Source organism: Streptomyces sp. NPDC111656, assembly GCF_055656965.1.
On the sequence record NZ_JBVKCA010000039.1, the window covers coordinates 29397 to 46577 of the forward strand.

The window sequence follows — 17181 nt, forward strand, 5'->3', positions numbered from 1 at the left end:
ACTGCGGGAGGAAAAAGGGGCGGGGAAGGCAGGAGAGGGAGAGCGGGGGAGTGGGGGGAATTCGGGCGGGGCGGGGGCGGCGCGCTGATTCCCGCCGGCCGCGGGGGAGCGCGGTGCGGAATGCGTATTTCCTTTACCGGATTTCTCGAGGGCGCCTCGCATTCCGGTGGACGCGGCGCAATGCGCCTTGACGCGCGGTGCGGACCTTCGTGAATCTCAGTACGGTATTGGCCGCTCACGCCCGAAGGGACACCACCGTGGTCAGCAAGAACAGCAAGAAGAAGAATCCCGCAGGAAACGAGCCGGAGCTCGGCCCCGCATTCGGCAGTGAGATCACCGACGGCCCGGACGAGGACACCGAGACGTCCGTCCTGGGCAGCATCGCCCTGCAGTAGGGGCCGCCGCGGACGGCAAGCGGCAAGCGGGAAGCGGGAAGCGGGAAGGGGGTGGGGCGGGAGACCCGCGGGTTTCCCTTCCCCGCCCCCCGCCCGTCTTTGCGGCGGCCGCCTTCCGCGGTGTCAGGACGCCACGAGTGCCACGCACATCGCGCCCAGCGCCACCGCCTGCAGCACGACCCGGGCGTTGATGACGCTGTCCCAGGTGCGCTGCAGGCCCCGCGCGTTGGGCGCGGTGCGGCAGTCGAGGGCCGCGTCGGTCAGCTCCTTGTTCACCGGCGCGCTGACCTTGTTGTAGACGGCCAGCCACACCACCAGGGCGGCCGCAGCGACGGCGGCCGCGGCGGCCGCCGTCACGCGGCCGCCGAACCCGGCCGCGACGGCCGTGGCCACCGTGGCGAGCAGGCCGAAGACGCCCGGGACGGGCATCCGGCGGTCCCCGAAACGGTGGATCTGCCCCATGGTGCTGGTCAGCACCGCGTCGTCGACGTGCGCGAGGGCCGGCCGCTGGACGATCGCGGAGAAGACGTCGGTGCCGTAGACCACCGCGTTGGCCATCGTGGCCACCACGGCCAGGGTCTGTACGAGGGTTTCCATCACAACCACCCTTGTCCGTCTGCCGGTTGCCACATGGCCTGCCGCCACGTGGATTTATCAACGCTAGATGTACTGCCGACACTATCAAGTTCAGTGCTTCGAATGCTAGCGTTGACAACTCCAGTGGTCCGCAGGGGATTCCGCAAGGACGAGGGAGCACCCCGGGCCGCAGCGGAGCGCCGTCCCCTCCCCGCGGGGACATCCGCCCGGACACCCACGAGGAGACAGACCCATGGCCCTTGGACGTGCCCGTCGCGTACTCATCGCCGGCGGAGGGATCGGCGGCCTGGCCGCGGCCCTCGCGCTCCAGCGCGCCGGTCTTGAGCCCGTCGTCTTCGAACGGGCCGAGGCACTGCGCGACGGCGGCGCGGGCCTGCACATCTGGACCAACGGCGTGCTCGCACTGGACTGCCTGGGCGTGGCCGGACAGGTCCTGCGCACGGCCCCGGCCCAGCAGGTCGCGCACTTCAGCACCCACCGCGGCGAGGTGCTGGGCGCCTGGCCGGTCGGCGACTTCGTCGAGCGCTACGGCGCGCCCACCATCGCCGTCGAGCGCTCCGTCCTGCACGGCGTGCTGCGCGAGGCCCTGCACGGCTCCCCGGTGCGCACCGGGGCCCACGTGAGTGGCTTCGAGCAGGACGAGGACGGGGTCACCGTACGGTTCGCGGACGGCGGCAGCGAACGGGGCGACCTGCTGATCGGCGCCGACGGCATCCACGGCACGGTCCGCGACGCGCTCTTCGGCCCCGCCCGCAACCGCTACAGCGGCTACATCGCCTGGCGCGGCCGCTCCCCCCTGCAGCACCCGGACATCCCGCCGGGCACCTTCAACGCGATGTTCGGGCCCGGCACCCGCTTCACCTACTACGACGTCGCACCCGGCCTGGTCCACTGGATGAGCGTGGCCAACGGGCCCGCGGGCGGCCGGGACGCGCCCGGCGTGCGGGAGATGCTGCTGCGCCGCCACCGCGGCTGGGGCGGCCCGGTGGCCGACATCCTCGCCGCCACCCCGCAGGAGGACATCATCCGCGGCGACGTCGAGGGCCGCAGCCCCGAACGCCGGTGGGGCCAGGGCCGCGTCACCCTGCTCGGCGACGCCGCGCACCCCATCACCTTCAACATCGGCCAGGGCGCCTGCCAGGCCCTGGAGGACGCCCTGGTCCTCGCCGAGCACCTGGAGCACGCCGACGACCCCATCGCCGCGCTGCGCCGCTACGAGCGTGAACGCCGCGCCCGTACCGCGCCGCTGCAGCGCATCGCCTGGCGGATCGGGCGGATGGGCGCGGTGCGCAATCCGCTGCTGATCCGGGCGCGCGAGGCGTTCATGCGCAAGAACTGGAACACGAAGGCCTTCGCCGCCGCGGAGAAGGGCCAGGTCGCCTACGGCACCCGCTGGGCCCCGGCCCGCCGCCCGGCCACCGCCCCGGCCGCCACCGTGGACTGACGCCCGCCCCGGAACCCCCTGTTCCAGGCCCGGTTGCGGGCCCCGGCTCCGGCTGCCGTACGTGGGCCGGGGCCCCGCGGACGGACTGGGCCCATGGCCCCTGAGCCACGGGCCCGGGGCCCGGTCCCGGACCGGAGATCAAGCCCCGGCGGTCCTGCCCGCGGCCCCGGTTCACGGGCAGGGTGGTCTGGGGGCCGGGTTCCGGGTTCCGGGTCCGGCGGACCGGCCCCGATCCCGACACCGTACCCACCGCCTCTGGCCCCCGGCCCCGGGCCGTGGCCCCCGGCCCCGGGCCACGGGCGCGGGCCACGCGACGGGCCACGGCCCCCGAGCCACGGGCGACGGGCCATGGGCCATGGGTCACGAGCACGGACCGTGGGCCTGGGTCCTCGGCCCTGGGCTTGGCGGTCCCGGCCGCACCCCGCGGCCCCGGCCCGGATCCGGCCCCTCGGTTTTCGGTCCAGCCCAGGCCGGTCCAGCCCAGGCCGGTCCAGCCCAGGCCGGTCCAGCCCAGGCCGGGCTGGCCCCGGCCCGGCCGCCGTACCGTCCCGCCGGTCCAGCCCGCCCGGCGGGCGTCAGCCGGGTGCCGGCCGCTGCTGCAGGGCGCCCGGCTGCCGTGCCCCGGCCCGCGCCGCCGGATACAGCCCGTCCCAGAGCGGGTCCTCGGGCGGAAACCCCAGGCAGACCAGGACGTTGACCAGCATCCCGTACGCCATGAACGTGGTGGTCTGGCCGGTGTCCGCGCCGAGCGGCCGGTGGACGGTGTCCCACAGCCGCCGCCACTCGGCCCGCACCGCCTCCCCGAACGCCGCGTCACCGTCCGCCTCGCCCGCCGCCACCGCGACATACACCTGCATCTGCATCAGCAGCCGCTCCGGCTCCTTGACGATGACGCGGGTGTACGCGTTGGCCATGGCGCGCAGTGCCTCCTCGCCCGCCAGGCCCTCGGTGGCCTCGGTGAACAGCCGGGCGGTGTCGGCCAGACAGCACCGCGCCGCCGCGAGGAAGAGCGCCCGCTTGCCCGCGAAGAGCCGGAAGAGGTACGGCTGCGACACCCCCGCACGCCGGGCGATGGCCTCGGTGGACGTGCCGTCGTACCCGCCCCGGGCGAATTCGCTCACGGCCGCGCGGATGACGCTGCGGCGCCGCTCGTCTGCACTCATCCTCACCATGCCAGCACGTTAGTGGCTGATTGCCGGGCGCCGTAGTGCCGGTCCAGACGCATTCAAGGAATGCGCCAGAACCCCGTGGCAGATTCACAGAATCGAGTACCGCCCGCCGGCCGCTCGATGACCTTTCTCCGGCTCTGGAAACAGCTCTTCGGGACAGCTCTTCCGGTAGCTCTTCCGGCAGTTTTTCCGACGGTTCTTCCGACAACTCAGTGAGGCAGGAACGGGGATGATCGACAATCTCTTCACGATGTTTCCCGGGCAGGGCTCGCAGCGCGCGGGCATGGCCGGGCATCTGCTGCGTGACCACCCCCGCACCGCCGGACGCGTCCTGGCCCGCGCCGAGGAGGCGACCGGCCTGCCGCTGACCGCGCTGTGCAGCACCGCGCCGGAGGAGGAGCTGGCCCCGACCGAGATCGCCCAGCCCGCCATCGTCGCCACCAGCCTCGCGGTCCTTGAGGTACTGCGCGATGAGGCGGGTTTCGTGCCCGCCGTGGTGGCCGGGCACAGCCTGGGGGAGTACCCCGCGCTGGTGGCCGCCGGGGTGCTGGAGGCCGAGGCGGCGCTGCGGCTGGTGCGCCGCCGGGGCGAGCTGATGGCGGGGGTCTCCCGCCGGGCCGGCGGCGCGATGACGGCCGTACTGGGCCTTGCCGCCGCCCGGATCGAGGAGATCTGCGCGGACTGCGCCCCCCTGGGCGTGGTGGAGATCGCCAACTACAACGAGCCGGGCCAGACCGTGATCTCCGGACAGCGCCCCGCGGTCGAGGAGGCCGCCCGCCGGGCACTGGCCGCGGGCGCCGAGCGGGCGGTGGCACTGAAGGTCTCCGCGCCCTTCCACTGCTCGCTGATGCGGGCGATCGAGGACGAGTTCGCCGCCGAACTGGAGCGCGTGTCCTTCAGCGCGCCCCGGCTGCCCGTGATCAGCTCGGTGACCGGCACCCTGGTGCGCGACGGCGGCCACGCCCGCGATCTGCTGCGCCGTCAGCTGGCCGGGCCGGTGCGGTGGGTGGACGTGCTGGACGCCGCGGCCGCGCACGCCGTGGACGGCTGCCTGGAGGTCGGCCCCGGCCGGGTGCTCAGCGGCTTCGCCAACCGCACCGGCGTCCACTCCGTGGTGCGCAGCACCCACGACGCGCGCCGGATCTTCGCAACTCTGCGCGAGCTCGGGCAGGAGCCCGCCCCTGGCGCCGCCGCCTGACCCGGCGCGCGGCCCGCCCCCGGCCCGCACCCTCCACCTCCCCCTCCCTTCCCTCCCCTTCTCTTCCTCTTCCTTTTCTTTTTCCTCTCCCGTCCGTCCGGTGCGGGCCCCCGGCCCGGTACCGGCGGAACGACCCATCCGAAAGGCAGCCAACGGTGTCCGAAACCCTGACCCCCACCTCGACCGACTACTTCTGCGCGGTCCAGGCCGCCATCGCCGACGCCCTGGGCATCGACGAGGCCGAGGCCGTGCCCGAGGCGACCCTGCTCGGGCAGCTGGGTGCCGAGTCGATCGACCTGCTCGACATCCTCTTCCGTATCGAGCGCGCCACCAAGGTGAAGATCACCGTGGCCGACATCGCCGCCCTGCTGCAGGGCGGCATCCCCGACGAGGAGTTCGGCGACGAGAACGAGGTCGTCAACGACACCGGCCTCACCCACCTGGAGAAGGTCCTGCCGCAGTTCGACCGCAGCCAGCTCAGCGAGCCGCTGACCGCCGAGGGCGTGCTGGGCCTGTTCACCGTGCAGAACCTCACCGACCTGCTGACCGAGCGGGCTGCGGCCCAGCACGCCGCCTGAACCCGGCTCCCTCCTCCCGGGGGCCGGTGGTGGTGCGGGCCAACGGCGTCCCGCACCCCCGCCGCCCCTGGCGCCCGCGCGGGCCCCGGCCGGCCACCGCCCCCTCGTAGCAGAAACGGGAAGAGACAGTTGACATCTCCCCCAGCTGAAGCAGGGGGATTCTTCCCTCGCGGGTTGAGCTTTCTGCTTCTCAGACAGCAGCTGCCCCCAATCAACGGCGGGGGACGTGGGTACGCCCAGCAGTCTTACGCCGGCTCCACAGACCTGACATCCCGCCAGCCCGGCGGTAGGCCCGGCCGGCCTGGTTATCACCGACTGGGCCTGGCAACGCTACTACGCCCGCGGGCAGTTGCCGGTGAACGACGATCCGCCCTGGCGGCGCATCGTCCTCCCTTGCCCTGCTCCGCAGGAGTCCGTTTCCTCCCCATCCTGAAGGCTGGGGTATCCACGGAGGAATCCAGATGAAGCTGAAGGACCGCACCGCCCTGGTCACCGGTGCCTCACGCGGCATCGGCCGGGCCATCGCCCTGGCCCTGGCCGAGCAGGGGGCGGCCGTCGCCGTCAACTACCGCTCCCGCCAGGAGGACGCCGCCGCGGTCGTCAAGGAGATCGAGACGGCGGGCGGCCGGGCCGCGGCCGTCGCCGCCGACGTCGCCGACCCGCAGCAGGCCGCCCGCCTGGTCCAGGAGGCCGCCCGCCTCCTGGGTCCCCTCGACATCCTCGTCAACAACGCGGGCACCAGCGACGACGGCCTCATCTACGACGCGCCGCCGGACGCCTGGCTGAACGTCATGAAGACCAACTTCGGCGGCGCCTGGCACTGCACCCACGCCGTCCTGGAACAGTTCATGGCCCGCGGCGACGCCACCATCGTCAACATCTCCTCCGCGATGGGCGAACGCGGCTGGATCGGCCAGGCCAACTACTCGGCCTCCAAGGGCGCGCTGAACTCCTTCACCCGCTGCGCCGCCGTCGAACTCGCCCGCTTCGGCATACGGGTCAACGCGGTCCTGGCCGGGTTCACCCCGACCGAACTCGTGGACGGCGTGCTGCAGCGCGACGGCGGCAAGAGCATCAAGCGGCAGATCCCGCTGCGCCGGTTCGCCACCACCGATCAGGTCGCTGCGGCCGCGGTGTTCCTGGCCGGCCCCGACTCCGGCTACACCACCGGCGAACTGCTCTGTGTGGACGGCGGGTTCTCCGCCCAGCTGGGCATCGGCCGCCCGTAACGGACGCGTGAGGGACACGGAAGAAGAGACGACGATGCGATTCCATCTGATCGACCGGATCGAGACCTGCGCGCCCCGCGAGCACATCACCGCGCGCAAGGTCACCTCCGCCGAGGAGACCTACTGGCAGGACACCGGCGACGGACCCGCGCTGCCCTTCGGGCTGGCCCTGGAGGCCCTGTGCCAGTCCGCCACCTGGCTGATCATGCTCTCCACCGACCACCGGCGGCGCGCCGCGCTGCTGGCGGTCGGCGAGGCCACCGCGCACCGCCCGGTGCGCCCCGGCGAGGTGCTGCGCATGCACGCCACCGTCGAGTCGATGACCGAGGAGGCCGCCCTGCTGGACGGCACCGTCACCGTGGACGGCGAGAACGTCCTCGAGGCGAGCGGCATCCTGTGCGCGCTCATCGACGCCGAACGCCTCGACGACCCGGCCGCCACCCGGCGCATGGCGCACCAGCTGCAGGGCGGGGGGCCGGTGGCATGACCCGCGTAGCCATCACCGGCGTCGGCGCCGTCACCCCGCTGGGCAACGACGCCGGCACCACCTGGCAGGGCCTGGCCGCCGGCCGCAGCGGCGTCGGGCCGCTGACCACCTTCGACGCGGCCGGCTTCCCGGTGCGTATCGCCGCCCAGGTCAAGGACTTCGACCCGGCCGCGGCGATCCCGGCCCGCATCGGGCGCAAACACCTCTCCCGGGTGGGCCTGTTCGGTGTCGCGGCCGCCTGGGAGGCGCTGCGCTCCGCGCGGGCCGAGGACCTGGGGGAGGAGGTGTACGACTTTGGCGAGCGCGGGGTGGCGATGGGCGCGAGCGTCGGCCGCCCCGAGCTGCAGGCCCTCCTGGACGTCGGCCACCTGCGCGCCACCACCGGCCGCGCGGACGCGTTCTTGTGCCACCCGCCGGCCGTCACCCTCACCGACGACCAGAACGTGCCGCTCAGCGCGATGGCCCGGATGATGTCCGCGACCGGGCCGATGATCGGGATCTCCACCGCCTGCTCCGGCTCCGGGCACGCCATCGGGGAGGCCTACCGCGCCATCCAGGAGGGCGACGCCCGGCTGATGGTCGCCGGCGGCTACGACTCCCTGACCACCTGGCTCGACCTGCTCGGCTTCAGCCTGCTGGGCGCGCTGACCGACCGTCACAACGACGATCCCGCACACGCCTCGCGGCCCTTCGACGCCGACCGCTCCGGCTTCGTGATCGGCGAGGGCGCCGTCGCCGTCGTCCTCGAAGACCTCGACGCCGCCCGCGAACGCGGCGCGCCCGTCCTGGGCGAGGTCCTCGGCTACGGCTCCACCCTCAACGCCTGGCGCATCACCGACTCCCCGCCGGACGGCTCCGGCGCCGTCCAGGCCATGGAGGCGGCGATCGGCGAATCCGGGCTGGGCACCGCCGGCATCGACTACGTCGTCGCGCACGGCACCAGCACCCACGGCAACGACCAGTCCGAGACGGTCGCCATCAAGAAGGTCTTCGCCGACGACGCCCGCCGTCTGGTGGTCAGCGCCCCCAAGTCGATGGCCGGCCACCTCACCTCCGCCAGCCTGGGCCTGGGCGTGCTGGCCGCGCTCGGCGCGATCCGCCACTCCCTGGTCCCGCCCACCGTCAACCTCGAGCGGCCCGACCGCGGCCTGGACCTCGACTACGTGCCGCACACCGCCCGCCCGATGCCGGTGGCGGCGGCCCTGATCAACGCGTTCGCGTTCGGCGGCAGCAACACCAGCCTCGTCGTCGGCGCCCCGCGGGAGGACACATGACCACCACCGTCCCCGCCGCGGGACCCACCCCCACCCCCACCCCCACCCCCACCCCCACCCCCACCCCCACCCCCACCCCCACCCCCGCCCCTGTCCCCGCCGCGGGACCCGGCCCCGCACCCGCCCCCGTTCCTGTTCCTGTTCCTGTCTCGGGCTCCGTGACGGTCACGGCCGGCCCCGCTGCGGGCGCGGGATCCGCGGCCGCCGCCGTGCCCGGCGGCGGGCTGGGCGGGTTCGACCGGCTGCTGGAGGCCGTCGTCGGCGAGCGGGCGGCGGCCGTGCGCAACGTGCCCGCCACCCTGACCTGCTTCACCGACCACTTCCCGCGCCACCCCGTCCTGCCCGGCGTGCTGCTGCTGGAGAGCATGGCCGCGCTCGCCCGTACCGCCGCGGGCCCCGGCACCTGGCGCCTGGCCGCCGTGCGCGGCGTGCGCTTCACGCACTTCGTCGGCCCCGGCGACCAGGTCCACCTCACCGTCGAGGTGACCGCTCACGGCCCGCACCGCACCGAGTGCCGGGCCACCGCCCGGGCCGGCGGCCGGGTGGTCGCCACCGCCCGCGTCCTGGCCCTGGTCAGCGACGAGACGACCCGGGAGGGCACAGCATGAGCGAGCAGCGCCGCCGCGTGATGGTCACCGGCATCGGCCTGATGACCGCGATCGGCCAGAGCGCCGCCGAGACCTGGCACAGCCTGCTGGAGGGCCGCTGCGGCATCGGACCGCTGCGCGCCTACGACCCCGCCCCGCTGCGCACCGGCATCGGCGCCGAGATCCCCTCCTTCACCCCCGCCCAGTGGGCCTCGCGGCGCACCCTGCGCATGCTGTGCCGCGGCGACCAGCTCGCCCTGGCCGGCGCCACCCTCGCCCTGCAGGACGCGGGCCTGGACGACGGGAGCGACCTGGGACAGCGCACGGGCCTGTTCCTGGGCAGCAACAAGGAAATGCCCCGCATGGACGAACTCATCGCCCAGCTGCAGGCCGTCCGCGCCGACGACGGCACCCCCGACCTGCACCGGCTGGGGCAGAGCGCCTCCTCGGTGATCGCCCCGCTGTTCTTCGTCGAGGGACTGCAGCCCGCCGCCGCCTTCCACATCTCCGAGAAGTACGGCATCCGCGGCGCCAACGCCTACTTCGCCGGCACCGCCGACTCCGGCGCGATGGCGATCGGCCGGGGCATGCGCACCGTACGCCGCGGCGAGGCCGACCTCGTGCTCGCGGGCGGCTACGACGACGCCACCGGCTGGTGGGCGATGTCCAAGATGGACGGCCTGGGCGTCCTGAGCACCCGCACCGACCTGGGCGCCGAGGCCTTCAGGCCCTTCGACCGCGACCGCTCCGGCTCGGTCTTCGGCGAGGGCGCCGCCCTCCTGGTCCTGGAGGAACGCGAACACGCCCTGGCCCGCGGCGCCCGCTGCTACGCCGAGATCACCGGCTTCGGCGCCGGCAACGACTGCGTCCGCCCGCCCAGCCCCCAGCCCCGCGCCCGCGGCCTGGCCCGCGCCATCGGCCGCGCCCTCACCGATGCCGGGCGGCCCTTCCCCGACGGCAGCTACATCGCCGCGCACGGCTGCGCCACCCTGCAGGGCGACGCCAGCGAGACCGTCGCCCTGCACGACGCCCTCGGCACGGCCGCCAAGTCCGCCCAGATCAGCAGCGTCAAACCGCAGACCGGACACCTCGTCGGCGGCGCCGGCGCGCTGAACGCGGCCGTCGCCGCCCTCGCCCTGGACAGCGGCACCGTGCCCGCCACCCTCAACCTCCACCACCCCGCCGCCGAGTGCGACCTCGACTACGTCCCCCTCACCCCCCGCCACACCCGGCCCGACAGCGCCCTGGCCCTGGCCCGCGGCCTGGAGGGCCAGGCCGTCGCCCTCGCCCTGGGACGGACCTCATGACCGACACACCCGCAACACCCGCCCTATCCGAAAGGAGTGCGGCCATGACCGACGTCCACGACCGCGCCGTACGGCCGGACACCGGGGCACGGCCCCGGACCGTGGTGGTCTGCGGTGTCGGCGCCGTGACCGCCCAGGGCGAGGGCGCCGCCGCGCTGTGGGAGGGCATCCGGGCCGGGCATTCGGCCATCGGCCCGGTCACCGGCATGCCGATGGACGGCTACGGCACGGCCATCGGCGGCGAAGTGCCCCCCCTGCCCCGGCCCGCCTACGACTACCTGGCCGCCTTCGGCGGCAGCGAGCGGGAACCGGCCGCCGACTTCGCGCTGACCGCCGCCGCCGAAGCCCTCCATCAGGCGGGCCTCGCGGGCCTGCCCGCCGAACGCTGGGGGGTGGCGTTCGGCTCCTGCAACGGCGGCCTGCGCAGCGCCGAGAAACTCGCCCGCCGCAGCCGCGAGGGCACCACCCTGCAGGGCGACGCCCTGCACTACCTGCTGGTCCCGCCGCAGGCCATCGCCGAGGCACTCAGCGCCGCCTTCGCTCTCAAGGGGCCGGCCCTGTCCGTCAACACCGCCTGCGCCTCGGGCGCGCACGCCATCGCGCACGCCGCCGAGGCGATCGCCGCGGGCCGCGCGGACGCGATGCTCGCCGGCGGCAGCGACGCCTTCACCGAGACCGCGTTCGCCGGCTTCACCAGCCTCCAGTCGCTGTCCGCCAAACCCGCCGCCCCCTACTCCAAGGACCGCGACGGGCTGTCCCTGGGCGAGGGCGCGGGCATGCTGGTGCTGGCCGAGGAGTCGGTGGCCCGCGCCGCGGGCGCCCCCGTCCTGGCGGAGGTCCTCGGCTACGGCCTGTCCGCCGACGGCTACCACGCCACCGCCCCGCACCCCGAGGGCGAGGGCGCCGCCCGCGCCATCCGCGGCGCCCTGAAGGCCGCCGGCATCACCCCGGGGGACGTCGGCTACATCAACGGCCACGGCACCGGCACCCCCAAGAACGACTCCGCCGAGTCCAACGCGGTGCGCGCCGCGTTCGGCGAGGCCGCCCAGAAGACCGCCCTGAGCAGCTCCAAGTCGATGATCGGCCACCTGCTCGGTGCGGCCGGCGCGGTCGAGGCCATCGTCACCGTCAAGGCCCTGGTCGAACAGATCGCCCCGCCGACCGCCAACTTCACCGGCACCGACCCCAAGTGCGGGCTGGACGCGGTCCCCGACACCGGCCGCGAACTGGCCATGAACGCCGCCCTGTCCAACAACTTCGCCTTCGCCGGCGCGAATGCCTGCGTCGCCTTCGGCTGGCCCTCGGGACGGCGCTTCACCGTCCCCGCCCCGCCCGCCGCCGAGAAGGTCGTCATCACCGGGGGCGCCGCCCTCACCCCCGCCGGCGAAGGCCTGAAGGCGCTGTGGGAGGCCTGGCGGCAGGGGCGGCGCCTGGGCACCGACGAGGACGGCCTGCGCGTGGCCCGCGCCGTCTTCGACGCGGGCGCCCACATCGGCGCCCGCGACCGGCGCCGCATGGACCGCCTCTCCCAGCTCGCCGTCGCCTCCTGCCGCGCCGCCCTCGCCCACGCCGGCCTGAAGGCCGACGAGCACACCGGGGTCGTCCTGGGCACCGGACTGGGCCCGATGCGCAGCATCGAGGACTTCCTGCTGCCGGTGCTGGGCGGCTGCCCCGCCCACGGCAGCCCCGCCGTCTTCCCCAACACCGTCTTCAACGCCGCCGCCGGCCAGGTCGCCATGCACGTCGGCGCCAAGGGCCCCACCTCCACCGTCACCACCGGCCACGCCGCCGGCGCCTCCGCCCTGACCGTCGCCCACGACCTGCTGCTGCAGCACCGCGCCGAGGCGGTGCTGTGCCCGGCGGTCGAGGACCTCTCCCCGGGCGTGCTGGCCGCCTACCGCCAGCTGCCGCTGTTCGGCGACGCCCGCTACACCCTGGCCGAGGCCGGCATCGCCCTCGTCCTGGAACGCGAATCCAGCGCCCGCGCCCGCGGCGCCCGCATCCTGGCCGAGTTCGCCGGCCACGCTGCCGCCGGCGACGCGGCCGGCATCGGCCGCTGGAACGGCGAGGGCGAGGGCGTCGAGCGCGCCATGCGCGCCGCCCTCACCCACGCCGGCCTCACCCCCGGCGAGCTGACCGGCATCTGGGCCAACGCCGCCGGCCTCACCCGCGCGGACGCCCCCGAAGCCCTTGCCACCGGCCGGCTGGCCGCCGAGGCCGGCTGCCCGGTGCACACCCCCAAACAGACCCTGGGCGAACCGGTCGGCGCGGGCGCCCAGCTGGCCGCCCTCCTCGCCCTCACCGCCTGGACCACCCCGGGAAGCGGGGTGGCGGCGGGGCCGGTGCTCATCAACAGCTCCTCGCTCGGCGGCACCCACATCAGCCTCGTCCTGCGTCCCGCAACGGAGAACTGACCATGCCCCACACCACCACCGCCCCGCCCGCCGGACCCCGCGCACGCCATGTCTCGGTCCTGGCCACCGGCGCCCACCTGCCGGGCGAGGCCCTCGACAACGACGCCCTGGCCCGCTTCTGCGGCCCGCTGCCCGCCGACGTCCTGGACGGCATCCAGGTCCAGCGCCGGCACTGGATGGTCGACCCGGCCACCGGCGCCCACACCACCAGCACCTCGCGGATGGCCACCGCCGCCGCCCGCCAGGCCCTGGAGCGGGCCGGAGTCCAGGCGGGCGAGATCGACCTGATCGTCCTGTCCACCGCCAGCCCCGACTACCTCCTGCCCGTCGCCGCGACCTACGTCCAGCAGCAGCTCGGCCTTCAGGACTGCGCGGTCATCGAGGTCCGCGCCGGCTGCGTGGGCGCCGTCCAGGCCCACGACATCGCCCGCCGCCTGCTCGCCGACGGCACCTACACCACCGCCCTGGTCATCGGCGCCGAGGCCGTCTCCCCGCTGCTGGCCCCCGTCTTTTTGGGCCGCGACCCCGAACGCGTACGGATGCGCGACCGGCTGACCGTCTACACCTTCGGCGACGGCGCCGGCGCCCTGGTGCTGCGCGCCGGCGAGGAGGGCTCCGCCCACGGCCGCCCGCGCCCCGTCTTCGCCACCCGCTCCCTGGGCGGCGCCCGCAAACCCGGCATGCTCATCGTCGGCGGCGGCACCGACGCCCCCCTCGCCGAACAGCAGCGCCGCCCCCGCCTGATGGACATCCGCCTCGACATCCCCGGCACCGCCCAGTTCGGCCCCCGCGTCTTCGTCGAGGGCATCCACGACCTGCTCACCCGCTCCGGCCTGGCCCTGGCCGACCTCGACGCGTGCGTGCTGCCCGAGGGCAACGCCGAGTACTTCGCGAGCGAGTACGCCGCCGCCGGGCTCTCGCCCGCCGACCAGGCCACCCTGAGCAAGACCATCGTGGAAAACCTCACCGACGTCGGCGCCACCGGCTCCGCCGCCGTCCCCCTCGCCCTGGACGCCGGCTGGCGCGAGGGCCGCATCCGCCCCGGCGACACGGTCCTGCTGCTGGCCATCGAGGCCAGCCGCTACCTGTACGCGGGCCTCACCCTCACCTGGGACGCCCCCTTCCCCGGCCACTGACCGCCCCGGACACCCGCCCGGGCAGCCGCCCGCCGCCCCTGTGACCTTGCGCCCCCGCACCCGCGGGACGCCGAGACCGAAGGACGAGAGGACGAGAGAACGTGTCGATACAAGAGACGGAGCGCACCGCCCGCAGCGTGGAGGAACGCAACAAGAAGACCATCCGCCGGGTCTTCGACGCCTTCGTCAACCAGGGCGACTTCTCCGTCGTCGACGAGATCTACAGCCCCCACATGGTCGACCACCAGCCGCTGCCCGGCGCCCCCGAAGGCCTCGAAGGCGTCCGCTACACCATCGCCGGCCTGCGCGAGGGCTTCCCCGACCTGCACGTGACCATCGAGGACATGAGCGCCCACGGTGACCACGTCGTCATCCACAACACCTGGCGCGGCACCCACCTCGGCGACTTCCTCGGCGCGCCGCCCACCGGACAGGCCATCGAGTTCACCGGCGTCGTGGTGTGGCGGCTGCTGGCCGACGGCCTGATCGCCGAACGCTGGGGCATCGGCGTGGAGTCCAACATGCTGGCCGTCCTCGGCCTGCGCCGGCTCGCCCCCGCCGCCCGCAACGCCGCCCGCACCGCGGCCCGCCGCACCGTCACGAGCGCCGGCGCCCTGCTGCCGCTGCCGCCCGGCGCCGCCGGCGCCTGGCACGCCCTCCAGGCCGAGCTCGCCGGAGCGCGGCTGCGCGCCTACGAGGCCTCCCGGCGCCGCGCGGGCATCCTCCAGGAGTCCTTCGCCCTCCAGGTGCTGGGCGGCCAGGACGTGCTGGTCCACCGGATCGAGGCCCGCGACCCGCAGGGCGCCGCACGCCGCCTCGCGGCCTCCGCCGACCCCTTCGACGCCTGGCTGCGCCAGGAAGCGGCCGCGGTGCTGGGCACCGACCCGTGGACCCACCTGGCCGCCGGCGCCGCCCGGCCGGACCACACCTGGATGTCCGTCACCAGCGAACTGACCACCGCCGGCTGACCGCCGTCCGAGCACCGGGGGACCGGCACCCCACCACTTCTCTAGCAAGGACACCGACACTGTCACTGCTAGACGGCACTGCTGGACAGCCACTGCCAGACGACAACCGCCCCGTGCACGGCTCAGGAAGGAACCGATGATGCGGCAACGAAAACTCGGCAGCCAGGGGCTGGAGGTCTCCGAGCAGGGACTCGGCTGCATGGGCATGACCTTCGCCTACGGGCCCGCCGACGACCAGGAAGCCCTGCGCACCGCGCACCGCGCCCTGGAACTGGGCGTGAACCTCCTGGACACCGCGGACTTCTACGGCCCGCACAGCAACGAGGAGTTCGTCGCCCGCGTCATCGCCGGCCGCCGCGACAGCATCACCGTCTCCTCCAAGGTCGGCAACGAGGTCACCGCCGACGGCACCATCACCGGCCGCCTCAACGGCCGCCCCGACTACATCCGCACCTCCATCGACGCCACCCTGCGCCGGCTGGGCACCGACCGCCTCGACCTGTACTACCTGCACCGCGTCGACCCCGCCGTCCCCGTCGAGGAATCCACCGGCGCACTCGCCGACCTCGTCACCGCCGGCAAGGTCCGCCACCTCGGCATCTGCGAGGCGTCCGCCGCCACCATCCGCCGCGCCCACGCCGTGCACCCGCTCACCGCCGTACAGACCGAGTACTCCCTGTCCACCCGCGACGTCGAGGCCAACGGCGTCCTTGCGGCCGTCCGCGAACTGGGCATCGGCTTCGTCGGCTACAGCCCGCTGGGCCGCGGCCTGCTCACCGGAGCCATCCGCAGCCTCGACGCCCTCGCCGCACACGACTTCCGCCGCGTCGTGCCCCGCTTCCAGCAGGGCAACCTCGAGACGAACCTGCACGTCGTGGAGCGGCTGCAGACGCTGGCCGCCGCCAAGAACATCACCGCCGGACAGCTCGCGCTGGCCTGGGTGCTCGCCCAGGGCGACGACGTCGTCGCCATCCCCGGCACCAAACGCGTCACCTACCTGGAAGAGAACCTCGCCGCCTGCGCCGTCGAGCTGAACGCGGCCGACCTCGCCGCCCTCGACGAGATCGCCCCCCACGGCTCCACGGCGGGCGACCGCTACCCCGTCGGTGCCATGGCCACCCTCGACGGCTGACCCCCGACCCCGGCCCGCGGGCCCTCGAAGGCGAAGTGAGTGCGATAACCATGGCGAACATCACGATCATCGGCGGCGGACTGGCCGGCCTGACCGCGGCGATCTCCGCCGCCGAACAGGGCGCCCGCGTCACCGTCCACGAGGCCCACTCCCACACCGGCGGCCGCGCCCGCTCGGCCGCCGGCCCCTACGTCACCAACGACGGGCCGCACACCTTCTTCGACAACGGCGACGCCTGGCACTGGCTGCTGCAGCGCGGACTGGCCGGCCGCTACGTACGGCTGTCCTTCCACGAGTGGACCCGGATGCGCTTCCGTCACCAGGGCCGGCTGCGGATGACCCTGCCGTCCGGCTACATGAAGATGACCTGGCGCCACCGCGGCATCGAGGTCCCCGTCGACCGCTCCTTCCAGGACTGGGCCGGCGAACGCTTCGCCCAGCAGACCGTGAACGAGGCCCTCGGCTTCCTCGGCCCGATCCTCTTCGACGGCGACCCCGGACGGCTGTCGGCGGCCTTCGTGTGGGAGCGGCTGCTGCGCGTGGGCACCCCCCGCTTCCCGCTGCCCAGCCGCTACTTCCTCGGCGGCTGGGGCGCGCTGATCGCCCGCATGGAACGCGTCGCCCGCGCCCGCGGCGTGGTCATCGAGACCGGCTCACGGCTGAGCGAACTGCCCGCCGGCGGACCGGTGATCGTGGCGACCTCGCTGGCCTCCGCGCGCAGCCTGCTCGGCGACCCCGGCCTCGAGTGGCCCAGCGGCACCGCCGCCCTGCTGGACATGGCCGTCACCCACTCCAAGAAGGACGGCAACGTCTCCTTCGACATGGACGAGGGCGGCTTCACCTCCCAGTACTCCGACCACGACCCCTCCCTCGCCCCGCAGGGCCAGGCCCTGTTCCAGGGACAGATGCCGCTTAGGCCCGGCGAGTCGAAGGCCGACGCCCTGGCCCGGCTGGAGAAACTCTTCGACCTGACCACCCCCGGCTGGCGCACCCGCCTCCTGTGGCGCCGCGAAGGCGTCTCCCGCGGCCGCACCGGCGCCCTGGACCTGCCCGGCCTCAGCTGGCGGGACCGGCCCGCCGTCGACCGCGGGGACGGCGTGTTCCTGGCCGGCGACAGCGTCGCCGCCCCCGGCATCCTCGCCGAGACCTCCATCAACAGCGCCCTGCGGGCCGCCCGACTCGCCGTGAACGCCCGCCCGGCGGCACACCGTTCCCCAGCGCTCGGGCGATGAGTCCCCCTTCGCGTTTCACCCCACCCTGTTAGGG

At 74.4% G+C, this 17181-nt stretch carries 16 protein-coding genes; 14 read left to right on the forward strand and 2 right to left on the reverse strand.

What is annotated here, in order from left to right; translation table 11 throughout:
- The first annotated feature begins 257 nt into the window (after window positions 1-257).
- Window positions 258-395, forward strand: a complete 138-nt coding sequence (locus ACZ7M3_RS49910) for a hypothetical protein (RefSeq protein WP_472073085.1) — start codon at window positions 258-260, stop codon at window positions 393-395.
- Between the two features lie 123 nt (window positions 396-518).
- On the opposite strand, the gene ACZ7M3_RS49915 is transcribed toward ACZ7M3_RS49910, so the two are convergent.
- Complete coding sequence (locus ACZ7M3_RS49915; protein ID WP_054229246.1) at window positions 519-992, reverse strand: DUF1772 domain-containing protein; 474 nt, start codon at window positions 990-992, stop codon at window positions 519-521.
- 232 nt (window positions 993-1224) lie between these two features.
- On the opposite strand from ACZ7M3_RS49915, the gene ACZ7M3_RS49920 reads away from it, so the two are divergent.
- A complete protein-coding gene (locus tag ACZ7M3_RS49920) occupies window positions 1225-2436 on the forward strand; it encodes an FAD-dependent monooxygenase (protein ID WP_355311758.1) in 1212 nt (403 codons plus the stop codon).
- 575 nt (window positions 2437-3011) lie between these two features.
- Here the strand turns inward: ACZ7M3_RS49920 and ACZ7M3_RS49925 are convergent.
- Window positions 3012-3608, reverse strand: coding sequence for a TetR/AcrR family transcriptional regulator (locus ACZ7M3_RS49925; RefSeq protein ID WP_177324284.1), 597 nt, complete (start codon window positions 3606-3608; stop codon window positions 3012-3014).
- A gap of 226 nt (window positions 3609-3834) precedes the next feature.
- On the opposite strand from ACZ7M3_RS49925, the gene fabD reads away from it, so the two are divergent.
- The 12 genes from fabD to ACZ7M3_RS49985 all read left to right on the forward strand — a co-directional run bounded on the left by fabD (window position 3835) and on the right by ACZ7M3_RS49985 (window position 17147).
- Window positions 3835-4803, forward strand: coding sequence for an ACP S-malonyltransferase (gene fabD, locus ACZ7M3_RS49930; protein WP_472073087.1), 969 nt, complete (start codon window positions 3835-3837; stop codon window positions 4801-4803).
- A gap of 155 nt (window positions 4804-4958) precedes the next feature.
- Window positions 4959-5381: an acyl carrier protein gene (locus ACZ7M3_RS49935; RefSeq protein WP_257016084.1), complete on the forward strand. Its 423-nt coding sequence runs from the start codon at window positions 4959-4961 to the stop codon at window positions 5379-5381.
- 461 nt (window positions 5382-5842) lie between these two features.
- Window positions 5843-6610, forward strand: a complete 768-nt coding sequence (locus ACZ7M3_RS49940; protein WP_099918208.1) for a glucose 1-dehydrogenase — start codon at window positions 5843-5845, stop codon at window positions 6608-6610.
- A gap of 34 nt (window positions 6611-6644) precedes the next feature.
- Window positions 6645-7097, forward strand: a complete 453-nt coding sequence (locus ACZ7M3_RS49945; protein WP_382128061.1) for a hotdog family protein — start codon at window positions 6645-6647, stop codon at window positions 7095-7097.
- Window positions 7094-8371 carry a beta-ketoacyl-[acyl-carrier-protein] synthase family protein gene (locus tag ACZ7M3_RS49950; RefSeq protein ID WP_472073090.1) on the forward strand — a complete coding sequence of 426 codons (1278 nt, stop codon included), beginning with the start codon at window positions 7094-7096 and terminating at the stop codon, window positions 8369-8371. The genes ACZ7M3_RS49945 and ACZ7M3_RS49950 overlap by 4 nt, the downstream gene beginning before the upstream one ends.
- A complete protein-coding gene (locus tag ACZ7M3_RS49955; protein ID WP_472073092.1) occupies window positions 8368-8979 on the forward strand; it encodes a 3-hydroxyacyl-ACP dehydratase FabZ family protein in 612 nt (203 codons plus the stop codon). Before ACZ7M3_RS49950 ends, ACZ7M3_RS49955 begins: the two co-directional genes overlap by 4 nt.
- On the forward strand, window positions 8976-10265 hold the full coding sequence (locus tag ACZ7M3_RS49960; protein WP_472073094.1) for a beta-ketoacyl-[acyl-carrier-protein] synthase family protein: 1290 nt from the start codon (window positions 8976-8978) through the stop codon (window positions 10263-10265). The genes ACZ7M3_RS49955 and ACZ7M3_RS49960 overlap by 4 nt, the downstream gene beginning before the upstream one ends.
- Window positions 10266-10309: 44 nt before the next feature.
- Window positions 10310-12679, forward strand: coding sequence for a beta-ketoacyl synthase N-terminal-like domain-containing protein (locus ACZ7M3_RS49965; protein WP_472073096.1), 2370 nt, complete (start codon window positions 10310-10312; stop codon window positions 12677-12679).
- A 2-nt stretch (window positions 12680-12681) separates the two neighbouring features.
- A complete protein-coding gene (locus tag ACZ7M3_RS49970) occupies window positions 12682-13815 on the forward strand; it encodes a 3-oxoacyl-ACP synthase III family protein (protein WP_472073098.1) in 1134 nt (377 codons plus the stop codon).
- A gap of 101 nt (window positions 13816-13916) precedes the next feature.
- Window positions 13917-14783 carry an ester cyclase gene (locus tag ACZ7M3_RS49975; protein WP_472073100.1) on the forward strand — a complete coding sequence of 289 codons (867 nt, stop codon included), beginning with the start codon at window positions 13917-13919 and terminating at the stop codon, window positions 14781-14783.
- Between the two features lie 139 nt (window positions 14784-14922).
- Complete coding sequence (locus ACZ7M3_RS49980; RefSeq protein ID WP_472073134.1) at window positions 14923-15915, forward strand: aldo/keto reductase; 993 nt, start codon at window positions 14923-14925, stop codon at window positions 15913-15915.
- A 50-nt stretch (window positions 15916-15965) separates the two neighbouring features.
- On the forward strand, window positions 15966-17147 hold the full coding sequence (locus ACZ7M3_RS49985; RefSeq protein ID WP_472073102.1) for an FAD-dependent oxidoreductase: 1182 nt from the start codon (window positions 15966-15968) through the stop codon (window positions 17145-17147).
- The last annotated feature ends 34 nt before the right edge of the window (window positions 17148-17181 follow it).